Below are 12,856 nucleotides of genomic sequence, written 5' to 3'. Positions count from 1 at the left end.
GGAGTGGAAGTGGACAGCAACGATCTCTTCAACGGTTCCGTGGAATCCGCGCCTCGTGCGTTGGTTCCGTCCCCGTCGCCGTTTCGCGACTACGTTCTGCACGACCTTCCGGGGGACCTGGCCGAGGTCGGGCGTGGCGGGCTGACGTACCGGCAACTAGCTTTCAAGCAGCGGGAGTTGGTTTCGGGAGTCGGAGTGGTCGGTGACGACCCGCGCGCCGCTCGCGTCACGCAGCTCGACCTGCTGTTCATGCTGGGCGGGTTCGCCCCCGCCGGGCCGCTGGCCGCGCCCCGCGAGTTGACGGAGCTGATCTCCGCGCAGAGCGCGCGGTTCCGCTCGCTGGATCCGCACCTGAGCTACGAGCTGCTGATCGACGTGAACTGCGAGGAGTACCGGCGCTGCGGTGACATCCGGGTGTTCTCGCCCGGCCAACTCGGCACCCTGGAACGGGACTTCTACCTCGGCCACCACCTGTCCGAGCCGTGGATCAGGTCCGCCGCGTACGGGCTTCGCACGCTGATCACCGCGCCGGACGCCGTGAAACCGGTGGCGGTGCTGGACGACGCCGCCCGCTGCGTCGCGGAGTTCACCTCGCACATGGCGAGCTACCGCCGGCTGTCCGGGGAGGCGTTCGGCCGGTTCCGGCACTTCCACATGGGCCACCCCGGCGGTCCGCGCGGCGCGAGCGGGGCGTTCATGCCCAGCGTGCAGCTGCTCGAACTGGCCCTGCTGCCGCCGACCACCGAGTACGGCAGCTACCTGGACCTGGCGATGTCCTACTTCCCGACCTGGTCGCGGCCGGTCGTCGCCCAGTGGCGCAGCGCCTCCAGCCTGGGCATGAACGTGTGGCAGTCGGTGCGGGACGGCAGGCTGGTGCTCGACGGTGCCGGGGCCGAACGGCTGGTCCAACTGATCGACAGGTTCGTCGACTTCCGCATGGTGCACCTCGGCATCACCCGGCGCATGCTGCCGGAGGCGTTCCCGGACCGGACCGGGCTGACCCGCAGGGAGATCGGCGCGCAGGCCGGCGAGCGGGGGATTCTGAACGCCGAGCACCCCGGCACCTCCGGGTTCAGCGTGCGCGACGTCCTCACGAACGCCGTCCACCGGCTGCTCGAACTCCGCCGGGAAGTCCTTTCGTCCGCATCGGCTCCGGCCAACCAGTAGGGGGCAGAATGTCCGCGTTCCGTGTGGCAGTCGTCGACGCGTTCGGGCCGGCCTACGGCCACATCGACGCCTTCGCGGCGGTCGGCGGCGAGGTCGTCCAGGTGCAGAGCACGCCCGGGCTGCCGTTCGGTGTCGAGCCGGTGGATGCGGCGCGGTTTGCTCAAGTGCTGGTCCACGACGGTGAATTGGACGCCTTGGCCGCGCGGCTGGAGGGGGTCGTCGCGGTGCTGCCCGGACGCGAGACCGGGGTGGAACTCGCCGACGCGCTCTCCGAGAAGCTCGGACTGCCCACCAACGGCACCGAGTTGAGCGCCGCGCGCCGGGACAAGTATGTGCAGATCGAGACACTCAGGGCCCGGGGCGTCCCCGCGATGCGGCAGCTCCGCACCGGGGACGAGAGTGAACTCCGGACCTGGCACGCGCAGTTGGGCGGGGTGGCGGTGGTCAAACCGCTGCGCAGCTACTGGGGCGACGGCGTGTCGTTCTGCGACTCGCCGGACGAATCGGTCGTGGCGCTGCGCCGGCTCCGCGGCAGCGGGACGATCCACGGCGAGCCGATCGAGCAAGTCGTGGCCCAGGAGTACCTGGTCGGCACCGAGTACATCCTGAACACCGTCAGCAGCAGGGGCGTTCACCACCTGACCGACGCCTGGCGCACCGAGCGGATCACCGCCAACGGAGTCTGCGACCTGGTCGTCGCCCAGGTGCTGCTGCGCTCCGACGAACCGCCGGTGCCCGAACTCGCCGCGTACGGACGCCAGGTGCTGGACGCGCTCGGCATCCGGCACGGCGCCGCCCACCTGGAGATCAAGCTGACGCCGGACGGCCCGCGGCTGATCGAGGCGGGCGCCCGGATGTCCGGACTCCCGTACTACACCGACCGGTTGCTGGGCGAGGGCCAACTGGAATGGATCGTCGACGCCTACGCCCGCCCCGACCGCTTCCGCACCCGGACCGGCCGGGCGTACCGGCGGCCCCACGCCTTCGCCTGGGCCGCGCTGGTTGCCCCCGCAGCCGGGCGACTGGTCCGCTACCGGGCCCTCGACCGGATCCGCGAGCTGGAGAGCTTCCGCGACCTCACCGTGCTGCTCGAACCCGGTGACCCGATCACCCCGACCACCTACGACCGGGGCTACCCGGCCACCCTCACGCTGGAGCACCCGGTGGACGCCGTACTCCAGCGCGACCTCAACACGGTGCGGTACCTCGACGGCGCCGGGATGTACGAGATCGCCTGAATCGGACCAGGGTGCGGTGACGCGCGAGGTTGGCGCCACTCGTCGTCGTGGGTGGAGGCGGAACGTCATCGCCGCGCTTGGGGCTCACGGGGCAGGTACCTCGCCGTGGTCCTCGTCGGGGAGGGCCCGGGTCAGCTGAGCAGTGAGGTCGGGGTCCGCCAGGATCCTGGCGGTGGCGCGCCATTCGACTATGACGCGGTGGAGGTTGGAGTGGACATCCAGTTCGACGGCATCACGCGTCGCGTTGACGAGGTCCACAACGAACTCGCGTACCTCCTCGGCTGACAGGTGCCTGCTCCACGGGAACACCTCGGGCAGGGCTAGCAGCACGGCCCGCGCGCCCGCCCCCGCGAGGGGCTCGCATCGTTCCGGCCCCGATCCCCGAGGCCCCGCCAGGTCGGATCGACTCCGGTGAATACCTCCGTTGCCGGCGGCCGTGATTTGACTGAATGCGCCGCGCACCCGGGGCCGGACTGGGGGAAGCGGATGTGCGGTCAAATGACCGATTTCGAAAGGCGGTTCGGCGCCAATGATGGACAGGGCACGCCCGCTCCGAAGGGACACGCCATGTCTGTCCGCTGGTCGACCTGCTCGATCCGGCGCTGGTGGCTGATCGCCGAACTGAGATCGCCGAACTGGAGAAGCAGAGCTGGATGTTCCAGGCGGAGAACCGGGCCTGATCCCCACAGCAACAACGTCCCACGAACGGAAGGTGGTTCATATGTTCACTCCCAAGGCCTCGGCCGTCGCGGCGGCTCTCGTCGCGGCCGTGATCGGCCTCGATGCCGGATCGGCGCAGGCCGCCGGCTGGCCCCCGTTGCAGCCGGGTGCCCACCTCTACTCGGGCAGCGGCGGGAGCGGCGCGGTGACCGTCGTCGATCTCGACGACTTCGGCACCTGCCACACGTTGTCGGTGGCCGCGCGGTCGGTGCAGGTCGCCTCCGGGGCCGCGTCCGTGGTGGTGTACTCCGGCGCGGGCTGCACCGGCGACCACCCGTGGGCCACCGGCTCGCTGGCCCAGTTCGACCTGCCGTGGCCGGCGCTGAGCTACCGGGTGGTCCCGGCCTGATTCCGTCCGGTCGCGGGCGGAACACCTCACATCTCTTTCTCATGCAAGGAGGCCTCGATGGCAGCGCACGAAAACACCACCGGCCGACGCCGTTTCCTCGGTCTGGCGGCGGCCGGGGTCGTTGCCGGCCAGGTTGCCCTGTCCGCTCCGGCGCAGGCGGTCACCGGGCGGGCGGCGGGATCGACGGGCGCCGGGGAGGCGCCGCGACCGGGGGCGGGTATCCGTCCGTTCCGGATCAAGGTTCCGCAGGCGGACCTCAATGAGTTGCGGCGGCGGATCCGGGCGACCCGGTGGCCGGACCGTGAGACCGTCGACAACCGCACCCAGGGTGCGCAACTGGCGAAGATGCGGCCGCTGATGGAGTACTGGGGCAGCGGGTACGACTGGCGGACGCTGGAGCGGCGCCTCAACGACCTGCCGCAGTACATCGTCGAGATCGACGGGCTGGACATCCAGTTCGCGCACATCCGCTCCCCGCACGCGGGCGCGATGCCGATGCTGATGACGCACGGCTGGCCCGGTTCGATCGTCGAACTGCTGAAGGTCATCGACCCGTTGGTCAATCCCACGGCGTACGGCGGGCGCGCCGAGGACGCCTTCCACCTGGTCCTGCCGACCCTTCCCGGCTACGGCTTCTCGGGCAAACCGACCGGGCCGGGGTGGAACTTCACCCGCATCGCGCACGCCTTCCACGAGCTGATGCTGCGCCTCGGGTACCCGGAGTACGTCTCGCAGGGCGGCGACCACGGCGCGCTCCTCTCCGAGGTGCTCGCCGTCCAGCAGCCGAAGGGGCTGCTCGGCATCCACGTCAACATGCCGGGGACGGTGCCGGACGACATCCTGCGCCGGGTGCGCAACTTCGACCCGGCCCCCACGAACCTGTCGGCCGAGGAGAAGCGGGCGTACGACCGGCTGCTGCACTTCTACCGCGACGGTTTCGGCTACGCGGCGATGATGAACCAGACCCCGCAGACGATCGCCTACTCGCTCACCGACTCCCCGGTCAGCATGGCGTCGTACTACTACGACAAGTTCGCGGAGTGGACGGACTCCGGTGGCGAGCCGGAGAAGGTGCTGACGTACGACGAGATGCTCGACGCGATCTCGATGTACTGGCTGACCGGCACCGGCGCGTCGTCGTCCCGGCTGTACTGGGAGGGCGCCCAGGCGGGCGGCGGACCGTTCAACGCGGTGTCCATTCCGAAGCTGCCGGTCGCGGTGACGGTCTTCCCGTCCGAGATCTACCCCGCGCCGCGCAGCTGGGGCGAGCGGACCTTCGGCAACATCATCCACTGGAACGAGGTCGACCGGGGCGGCCACTTCGCCGCCTGGGAGCAGCCGCAGCTGCTGGCCGAGGAACTCCGCACCGCCTTCAGGTCGCTGAGGTAGGACGGCGTCCCCGCTTCGGCCGGGGTGGTCAGAGGCCCAGATCGGCAGCCAGGCAGGAGAACCGGATTGCCTGGCTGTCGGGGTCGAAGGCGGCCGGATCGGTAGCTATCTCCGGGCGTTCCTCGACCATGTCCGCGAAGGGGATTCGCTGGGGGAGGGTGCCGAAGCGGGTGCGGCGGGCCTCGGCGACGTGCTCGGGGCCGGTCACTTGTGGGCCGCCAACCGGTCGGCGTCCTGGACTGCCCGGGCGAATGCGGTCGGGGCCTCCTGGGGTGCGTTGTGGCCGATGCCCGGGAGGACGCGGTGGTCGTAGGGGCCGGTGAAGAGCTGCCGGTAGGCGGCGCCGTCGGTGGAGGGGAGGAACGGGTCGAGGGCGGGGTCGAGGGTGATGGTCGGTACGGGGATGGTGGGCCGGGCGGCGAGCAGTTGTTCGTACTGGTCGTACCGGCGTTCGCCGTCGGCCAGGCCCAGGCGCCAGCGGTAGTTGTGGATCACGATGGCGGCGTAGTCGGGGTTCTCGAAGGCGGCGGCCGTGCGTTCGAAGGTGGCGTCGTCGAAGTCCCAGGTGGGGGAGACCTCGTCCCAGACCAGGCGGCACAGGTCGTGCCGGTTCTGCTTGGTCTCCATGGCGAGGCGGCCGCGGTCGGTGGCGAAGTAGTACTGGTACCACCAGGTGTGTTCGGCCTTCGGCGGCAGCGGGGTGCGCTGCGCCGCGAGGTTGGTGATCAGGTAGCCGCTGACCGACACCAGGGCCCGGACCCGCTCCGGCCAGAGGGCCGCGATGATGTCGGCGGTCCGCGAGCCCCAGTCGAAGCCGGCCAGCGTCGCCCGCCGGATCTTCAGGGCGTCCATCAGGGCGAGGATGTCCAGCGCGATCGCGGACTGCTGGGCGTTGCGGGGCGTGGTCGGCGACAGGAACGTGGTGGTGCCGTGGCCGCGCAGGTACGGCACGATCACCCGGTAGCCGGCGTCCGCGAGCAGCGGGGCCACGTCGACGTAGCTGTGGATGTCGTACGGCCAGCCGTGCAGCAGGACGGCCACCGGGCCGTGCTTGGGGCCGAGTTCGGCGTAACCGATGTCGAGCACGCCGGCCTGGACGCGCTTCAGGTCGGTGAAGGCGGTGTGGGTGCCGGGGGCGATGTCCGGGACGGTCGGGGTGGGTGCGGCGGCGGACGCGGTGCCCGTGAGGGCGGTGGCGCCGAGGCCGAGGCCGACCGCGGTGGTGAAGGTACGCCTGCTGATCATGTTCGGTCCTTTCCGAGGGGGGAGAACGTCATCCGGCGGCGCGGCTCAGCGCGTCGCGCAGCGCCGCCCTGCTGGTGACGCCCAGCTTGGGGAAGACGCGGTAGAGGTGCGAGCTGACGGTGCGCGGCGACAGGTGCATCCGCACGCCGATCTGCTTGTTCGTCAGGCCGCCCGCCGCCAGGTCGGCGACCCGGCGTTCCTGCCAGGTCAGCGCACCCGGCTCGGGGGCGCAGGCGCGGCGGGCGGCCCGGGCGGCGTGCAGTTCGTCCGGGGCCGGCCGGAGCAGCGCGGTTTCGTCGGGGCCGGAGGCGACCGGGAGTTCGGGCAGGGCGGCGGCGTCGAAGCGCGACGGGAGGTCAGTGCGGACCGCGACCAGCAGCTGCACCGGCCGGCCGGCCAGTCGGCGGCCGACGAAGCCGCAGACGTCGGCGCTGGCCTCGTCCAGCCACTGCCCGTCGTCGAGGACCAGCAGCAGTGGCCGCTGCTCGGTGGCGAGCTCCAGCAGCCGGAGGACGGCGATGCCCATCGGCATGACCGGCGGCGAGCAGCTCCGCAGGCCGCCGAAGGCGGACTCGAACACCGCCCGGGTCCGGTCGTCCAGACGGGCGAGGTGGCCGAGCAGCGGGTGGAGCAGCTGGTGCAGGCCCGCCCAGGGCAGCGCGGACTCCACCTCGGCGCCCGCCGCCCGGACCACGGCCCGGCCCTGCTGCTCGGCCAGCGCGGCGGCGTGGTGCAGCAGCGTGCTGCGGCCGGACCCCGCCTCCCCGCGCAGCACGAGGGCACCGCCGGACGCGGATGTCACGAACGCCGTGAGTTCGGCCTGCTCGCCGTACCCGGTCATGCCTGATTCCTCCGTTTCAGCCGTTTCAGCCGTTTCAGCTGTCGAGACCGGCCGCGCGGGCCATGTGGGCGGCGTACCAGGCGGGCCAGTCGGCGTCGTGGTGGCCGAGTGCCTCCTCGTACTTGCCGTGGGCGGCGGCCGCGTCGCGCAGCGCCGACTCGAGTTCGGCGGCATCGCGGTGGACCACGTGGCTGATCCGGCCCGGGCCACGGACGGTGACCTCCTGCAGGACGAAGACGTTGCCGTCCGGGTCGGTGAACGAGGCGAACGAGCCGTACGAGCGCCGCTCCGGGTGCGGGCCGGCCACCCGGCCGGCGGTGCCCGCGTGGTGGAAGACGCCGCCCGCGTCGTGGAAGACCTCGCTGACCTCGACCCCGGCCGCCACCAGTTCGGCGCGGGCCGCGACCACGTCGTCCACGATCAGGTGCACGCCGCGCTCGGAGCCCGGCGCCGCGTCGGTCACGCCGCTGCCGATGATCAGCGAGGCGGCCGAGCCGGGCGGGGTGAAGTGGACGACCCGGAAGCCGCCGGGGCCGGAGTAGTCGACGTCCTCGCGGAACCCGATCCGGGAGTAGAAGTCCTTGGCCCGGTCCACGTCCGAGACCGGGAGGACCAGAACCTCGATCTTGAACTCCATCATTCGTCAGCTCCCTCTGCTGGTGCGGGAAGCCGCCCTTCGGCCTCCACCGCTCACGATCCCGGGAACGCGGGCCGGTCGAGCCCGTGGAGAACCCTGGCCGGTACCCGGGCCAGTGCCCGCACCCGGGCCCGGGGGTGGCGTGACGGAGAGCGATAACATGACGGAACGTCAACATGACGATCGTCTCGGGGAGGACGCGCTGGAGCTCCACTTCACCACCCTCGGCCCCCTGACAGCCCGGCGCGCGGGCCAGGAGCTGCGCATCAATCGGGCCCGGGACCGGGCGGTGCTCGCCGTGCTCCTCGCGCAGGCGGGCCGGCCGGTGACGGTCGGTGAGATCATCGACGGGGTCTGGGGCGAGGAGGGGGACGAGGCGCCCGACCGGGCCGGGGCGCTCCCGGGCAACATGTACCGGCTGCGCAGCGCGCTGGGCGGCGACGGGAACCTCCTGCGGCACGTCGGCAAGGGGTACTGCCTGGACGTCGACCCGGCCGGCATCGATCGGACGGTCTTCCTCTCCGCGCTCGCCGACGCCGCCACCGCCCGCCTGAACTGGCAGCCGCAGCGTGCCCGCGAGCTGCTGACCGCCGCGCTCGACCTCTGGCAGGGCCCGGCCGCCCTGGACGGCGTCCCCGGCCCCTTCGCCGAACACGAACGCCGGATGCTGGCCGGGCGGCGGGACGAGGCGCTGCGCGAACTCGACCTGCCGGTCAGGGAGTTGGAAGCGGGGCCGGGCGCGGGGCCGGTCGAACTCAGGGCGGGCGCCGCCCGGTCGGTGCTGCGGCCCTTCCAGCTGCCGCCCGATCCAGGCGACTTCACCGGCCGGATCGCTCAACTCGCCAGGATCAGCGAGCTGTTGGCCGTGCCAGGGCGGACGCGGTCGCCGCTCGTCACCGTCGCCGGCCCGCCCGGCGCCGGGAAGAGCGCGCTGGCGGTCCGCGCCGCCCACCTCGCGGGCCCCGACCACCCGGACGGACAGCTGTACGCCGACCTGCACGGCGCGGACGACGCCTCCGGGTACCTGGCGCCGTTCCTGCGCGCACTGGGCGTCGAGGAACAGGCGGTGCCCGCGAGCGCCCCCGAGCGCCGCGCGCTGTACCTCCGGCTGCTCGCCGACCGCCGGATCCTGGTCGTACTGGACGGCGCCGGGGGCGTCGAGGACGTCCGGCCGCTGCTGCCCGCCGGGCCGGGCTGCGCCGCCGTCGTGGTCGTCAACGGGACGGCGGGGGAGGGGAGTTCGAGTGCGGTCCAGGTCGGGCCGCTGGCCCCGGACGAGGCGCTGGAGCTGCTCGGTCGAATGATCGGCCGGGAGCGGACCGACCGCGAACCGGACGCCGCCCGGGCGCTCGCCGCCGCCTGCGGCCACCTGCCCCGCGCGCTGCGGGACGCCGCCGAGCGGCTGGTGCGCCGTCCCGCCTGGCCGATCTCCGCGGTGCTCCCGTCCGGGTCGTCCGCCGACGCGTAAACGCCACCGTTCATCGCGCGTCAATCCGGGCGCCGCAGAATCCGATTGCGACGTGATCATCTGCCCGGAGACGCAGCTTGCGGGCATGGCCGGCCGTCGTGGACAGCACCATCGAAAGGACCGGACCGTTGAGCCGCACCACCGTACGAACCACCCTCGCCGCCGTCGCACTGGCGGCAGCGAGCGTGCTGACCGCCCAGGGCACCGCCCACGCCGTCTACGACCAGCCGACCGCCACCATCTGGGACGGCGAACAGCTCACGAACAACGGCGCGCACATCGACAACCGGGGCGGGTTCGGCACGGCGCGGCTCGTCATGCAGCCCGACGGCAACCTCGTCGCCTACTACGCGCCGGACAACGACTTCTCGCGCCAGTACCCGACCTGGGCGACCGGCACCGTCGGGTGCGGCGCCAAGGCCGTCATCCGCACCGACGGCAACCTGGTCGTCCTCGACGCGAACGGCGGCCTGTGCTGGGAGAGCGGCACCGCCGGGTACCCGCACGCCCGGGTGACGCTCTGGCGCAGCGGCGACCTGCTGATCACCGACGCCTGCAACCGCACCGTCTTCGAGCGCCAGCCCGGCACGACGTACGTCCCCGGGCAGACGCACGGCGGGATCTACGCGCCCAGCTCGGTCGAGAGCCCGTACGTCGTGATGCCGGTGCCGACCAACTGCTGAGCCGGGCCCGTCACTTCGCACCACCACGTTCCACGCACCACGCACCACCGCGTTCCACCACGCACCACGCAGAACCACGCACCACCACGCACCACCCCGTGCCGTCGTGGGTGTCCGGCTGGTCCGGCGCCCGCGACGGCACGGGGGCACCGAGCTCACGGGGAGACCTGACATGGAGACAGCCGCCATCGCCGCCGACGGGGCCGGGGAGGCTGGGATCCGGTTCCGGCTGCTCGGGCCGCTCGCCGGGTGGGCGGGCGGGCAGGGCCTGGCGCTCGGCCGCCGTCAGCAGCAGGCGTTCCTCGCCATGCTGATCGCCGCGCCCGGGCGGGTGCTGACCACCGGTCGCCTCGGGGACGGGATCTTCGACGAGGACAACCCGCCGGGCAACCCCAAGTCCGTGCTCGCCACCCACGCCTACCGGGTGCGCCGGGAGCTCCGCAACCACGCGGTCGGGCACCTGCTGGTCACCGTCGACGGCGGCTACCGCCTCGACGTCCCCGCCGAGGCGCTGGACTTCGTCGCCTTCGACCGCCTGGTCACCCGGTCCGCCGAGGCGCTCGCCGCCGGTGAGCGGCCCCGGGCGCGGGACCTGCTGGCCGACGCGCTGGCCCTGCACGAGGGCGAGCCGCTGGCCGGACTGCCCGGCCGGCACGCCGCCGAACTCCGTCGCCACCTGACCGAGCGCCGGCTGGACGCGCTGGAGACCAAACTCGGCCTGGACGTCGAACTCGGGAGCGGCCCGTCCTGCCTGGTCGAGCTCGACCAGGCGGTCTTCGCCCACCCCTTCCGTGAGCGATTTCGAGCTCTGTTGATGCTGGAGTACCACCTGTCGGGCCGGCCCGCGGAGGCCCGGGCGGTGTACGAGGACGCCCGGCGGTTCTACCTCGGCGAGGGGCTGACCTGCGCGGACCTGGACGCGCTGCACCGGCGCATCCTCCGCTCCGACCCGGGCCTCGCCACCGCCGCCCGCCCCGCCGCCACCGCCGGCGAACGGCCGACCGGCCCGGTGCCCGTGGTGCCCGAGCAACTGCCCACCCGGCTACCGGACTTCACCGGCCGCCAGGCCGACGTCGTCCGGCTGACCGACGCCCTCTCCCACCCGGACCCGGGCGCCGTCGTCATCTCGGCGATCAACGGCCTCGGCGGCGTCGGCAAGACCAGCCTGGCCGTCCACGTCGGACACATCCTGCGGGCGCGCTTCCCCGACGGACGGCTGCACGTGGACCTGCGCGGCGCGCAGCCCGTACCGCTCGACCCGGGCGAGGCGCTCGCGGGCTTCCTGACCGCGCTGGGCGTCGCGGACCGCGACATCCCCGCCGACTTCGCCGAACGCGCCGCGCTGTTCCGCACCACCGTCACCGGCCGTCGCCTGCTGGTCCTGCTCGACAACGCCGCCACCCCCGAACAGGTCGCCCCGCTGCTCCCGGGCTCCCGGACCTGCGCGGTGCTGGTCACCAGCCGCGGCTGGCTCACCACGCTTCCCGGCGCCCGCCACCTGCCGCTCGACGCGATGACGGCGGACGAGGCGCTCGACCTGCTCGCCGCCGTCGTCGGCCGGGCCCGGATCGACGCCGAACCCGAGGCGGCGGCCGCGATCGTCACGGCCTGCGGATGCCTGCCGCTCGCGGTCCGGGTGGCCGGCTCCCGGCTGGCCGCCGACCCCGCGCAGTCGCTGGCCGGGCTGGCCGCGAACCTCGCCGACGAACGCACCCGGCTCGGCGAACTCACCCACGAACAGGCCGCGGTGGAGCCCGTCCTCGCCCTCTCCTACGCCCGGCTCACCGAGGAACAGGCCCGCGCCCTGCGGCTGCTCGCCCTGCCCGACGCCCCCGACCTCGGCCCCGCGGACGCCGCCGCGCTGCTCGACCGCGGCCCCGCCGAGACCCGGGAACTGCTGGACGCGCTGGTCGACCTCAACCTGCTCCAGTCGCCCGCCGCCGACCGGTACGGCTTCCACGACCTGCTGAAGGTGTTCGCCCGGCAGCGCGACGGGGACACCCCGGCGGCGGTGACGGCCGCGTTCGCCCGGCTCCTCGACTTCTGCGTGGCGAGCGCCCGCAACGCCGAGAACGCGGCGCACCGCGACCCCGACGGACACGGCTTCGCCAGCATCGAGGAGGCCACCGCCTGGATGCGCGAGCGGACCGCGCTGCACCGCGCGGTGATCCAACGGGCCTGCCGCGACGACGGGTTGTCGCTGGACCGGACCGTCGACCTGCTGGACAAGATGAGCTCGGTCCTGTTCGGCCGCGGCTACGTGACCACCGTCGCCGACCTGGCCGGGCAGGTCGCCGCCGCCGCCATGTCCCGCGGCGAACGGGACGCCGAGGCCCTGGCCCGCTCGGTGCGCGGCGGCATGCTGTGGCACGCCAACTCCTACGCGGAGGCGGGCGAGGAACTGAGCGGCTGCCTGGCGTTGTGCGACGGCCCGGACCAGCTGCGGCTGCGCGCCGACACGCTGAAACTGCTCGGCGCGAACGCCCGTGCGCTGCGGGACTTCGAGCAGGCGGTGCTCTGCCTGGAGGAGGCGGCGGAGCTCTTCCACCGGCAGGGCGACGAGAGCGGGGAAGGGCTCGTGCTCGGCGAACTGGCCTTCAACCACGCCCAGTGCGGACGCCTCGACCAGGCCCGCGCCGCCGCCGAACGGTGCGTCGAACTGACCGGCCGCCAGGTCTCGATCCCGGAGTCCATCGGCCGGTACTACCTGGCCCGGGTACTGCACCTGTGCGGCGACCTCGGCCCCGCGCTGGAGCAGGCCGAACACGTGGTGGAGCGCTTCCGCTCCTTCGGCATGCTGGCCTTCGAGGCGGCCACCGGCAGCCTGATCGCCCGCATCCACCTGGCGGCCGGCCGCGACCGGGCCACCGTCCGGGCCGCCGAGGAAGCACTGCCGAAGGCCCGGCAGGTTGGCGGCCTGCTGGAGGGCGGGCTGCTGCGTGCCCTCGGCGAGGCACTGACCCGGCTGGGCCACACCGACCGGGCCCGGATCTGCCTCCAGCAGGCGCTGGGCCACTACCGGCAGCTGGAGCTGGCGGGCGACGCGGCGGAGGTCGAGGAGCTGCTGGGCCTTTTGCCGTGAGGCCCGGCCTGGTGGTCATGCCCATGCTCATCGGATG

The 12,856-nt window shown here is 72.9% G+C and carries 11 protein-coding genes and 2 pseudogenes; 7 read left to right on the top strand and 6 right to left on the bottom strand.

The window, feature by feature from the left end; translation table 11 throughout:
• The first annotated feature begins 9 nt into the window (after positions 1–9).
• On the top strand, positions 10–1,167 hold the full coding sequence (locus tag ACFYS8_RS05555) for a hypothetical protein (protein WP_387636105.1): 1,158 nt from the start codon (positions 10–12) through the stop codon (positions 1,165–1,167).
• Positions 1,168–1,175: 8 nt separating this feature from the next.
• Positions 1,176–2,405 (top strand): biotin carboxylase, encoded by a 1,230-nt coding sequence (locus tag ACFYS8_RS05550; protein ID WP_387636103.1) that lies wholly within the window; start codon positions 1,176–1,178, stop codon positions 2,403–2,405.
• Positions 2,406–2,489: 84 nt separating this feature from the next.
• Here ACFYS8_RS05550 and ACFYS8_RS05545 read toward each other — a convergent pair whose 3' ends face one another.
• Positions 2,490–2,735, bottom strand: coding sequence for a hypothetical protein (locus tag ACFYS8_RS05545; protein ID WP_387636101.1), 246 nt, complete (start codon positions 2,733–2,735; stop codon positions 2,490–2,492).
• A 391-nt stretch (positions 2,736–3,126) separates the two neighbouring features.
• Between ACFYS8_RS05545 and ACFYS8_RS05540 the strand changes: the two genes are divergently transcribed.
• Complete coding sequence (locus tag ACFYS8_RS05540) at positions 3,127–3,474, top strand: hypothetical protein (RefSeq protein ID WP_387636098.1); 348 nt, start codon at positions 3,127–3,129, stop codon at positions 3,472–3,474.
• 57 nt (positions 3,475–3,531) lie between these two features.
• On the top strand, positions 3,532–4,863 hold the full coding sequence (locus tag ACFYS8_RS05535) for an alpha/beta fold hydrolase (RefSeq protein WP_387636095.1): 1,332 nt from the start codon (positions 3,532–3,534) through the stop codon (positions 4,861–4,863).
• A gap of 28 nt (positions 4,864–4,891) precedes the next feature.
• On the opposite strand, the gene ACFYS8_RS05530 is transcribed toward ACFYS8_RS05535, so the two are convergent.
• From ACFYS8_RS05530 to ACFYS8_RS05510, 5 genes and pseudogenes are all read right to left on the bottom strand, one after another.
• Positions 4,892–5,071: a hypothetical protein gene (locus ACFYS8_RS05530; RefSeq protein WP_387636093.1), complete on the bottom strand. Its 180-nt coding sequence runs from the start codon at positions 5,069–5,071 to the stop codon at positions 4,892–4,894.
• Positions 5,068–6,108: an alpha/beta fold hydrolase gene (locus ACFYS8_RS05525; RefSeq protein WP_387636091.1), complete on the bottom strand. Its 1,041-nt coding sequence runs from the start codon at positions 6,106–6,108 to the stop codon at positions 5,068–5,070. Before ACFYS8_RS05525 ends, ACFYS8_RS05530 begins: the two co-directional genes overlap by 4 nt.
• Positions 6,109–6,136: 28 nt before the next feature.
• Positions 6,137–6,325, bottom strand: a pseudogene (locus tag ACFYS8_RS05520) (helix-turn-helix transcriptional regulator); the annotation flags it as partial.
• Between the two features lie 177 nt (positions 6,326–6,502).
• Positions 6,503–6,949 (bottom strand): annotated as a pseudogene (locus ACFYS8_RS05515) (ATP-binding protein); the annotation flags it as partial.
• A gap of 34 nt (positions 6,950–6,983) precedes the next feature.
• A complete protein-coding gene (locus ACFYS8_RS05510; protein ID WP_387636089.1) occupies positions 6,984–7,589 on the bottom strand; it encodes a VOC family protein in 606 nt (201 codons plus the stop codon).
• A 157-nt stretch (positions 7,590–7,746) separates the two neighbouring features.
• On the opposite strand from ACFYS8_RS05510, the gene ACFYS8_RS05505 reads away from it, so the two are divergent.
• The 3 genes from ACFYS8_RS05505 to ACFYS8_RS05495 all read left to right on the top strand — a co-directional run bounded on the left by ACFYS8_RS05505 (position 7,747) and on the right by ACFYS8_RS05495 (position 12,819).
• Complete coding sequence (locus ACFYS8_RS05505; RefSeq protein WP_387636087.1) at positions 7,747–9,054, top strand: BTAD domain-containing putative transcriptional regulator; 1,308 nt, start codon at positions 7,747–7,749, stop codon at positions 9,052–9,054.
• 128 nt (positions 9,055–9,182) lie between these two features.
• Positions 9,183–9,737, top strand: coding sequence for a hypothetical protein (locus ACFYS8_RS05500; protein ID WP_387636084.1), 555 nt, complete (start codon positions 9,183–9,185; stop codon positions 9,735–9,737).
• Between the two features lie 172 nt (positions 9,738–9,909).
• Complete coding sequence (locus tag ACFYS8_RS05495) at positions 9,910–12,819, top strand: BTAD domain-containing putative transcriptional regulator (RefSeq protein ID WP_387636081.1); 2,910 nt, start codon at positions 9,910–9,912, stop codon at positions 12,817–12,819.
• The last annotated feature ends 37 nt before the right edge of the window (positions 12,820–12,856 follow it).

This window comes from Kitasatospora sp. NPDC004615 (assembly GCF_042873545.1).
GTDB lineage: Bacteria > Actinomycetota > Actinomycetes > Streptomycetales > Streptomycetaceae > Kitasatospora.
Note: the sequence above shows the minus strand (reverse complement) of the source record. Positions and strands in the feature narration are given on the sequence as shown.

Excerpts from the sequence above, each read along its gene's own strand:
- ACFYS8_RS05550 (WP_387636103.1), top strand. The coding sequence starts at position 1,176 with ATGTCCGCGTTCCGTGTGGCAGTCGTCGACGCGTTCGGGCCGGCCTAC.
- ACFYS8_RS05540 (WP_387636098.1), top strand. The coding sequence starts at position 3,127 with ATGTTCACTCCCAAGGCCTCGGCCGTCGCGGCGGCTCTCGTCGCGGCC.
- ACFYS8_RS05535 (WP_387636095.1), top strand. The coding sequence starts at position 3,532 with ATGGCAGCGCACGAAAACACCACCGGCCGACGCCGTTTCCTCGGTCTG.
- ACFYS8_RS05525 (WP_387636091.1), bottom strand. The coding sequence starts at position 6,108 with ATGATCAGCAGGCGTACCTTCACCACCGCGGTCGGCCTCGGCCTCGGC.
- ACFYS8_RS05510 (WP_387636089.1), bottom strand. The coding sequence starts at position 7,589 with ATGATGGAGTTCAAGATCGAGGTTCTGGTCCTCCCGGTCTCGGACGTG.
- ACFYS8_RS05505 (WP_387636087.1), top strand. The coding sequence starts at position 7,747 with ATGACGGAACGTCAACATGACGATCGTCTCGGGGAGGACGCGCTGGAG.
- ACFYS8_RS05495 (WP_387636081.1), top strand. The coding sequence starts at position 9,910 with ATGGAGACAGCCGCCATCGCCGCCGACGGGGCCGGGGAGGCTGGGATC.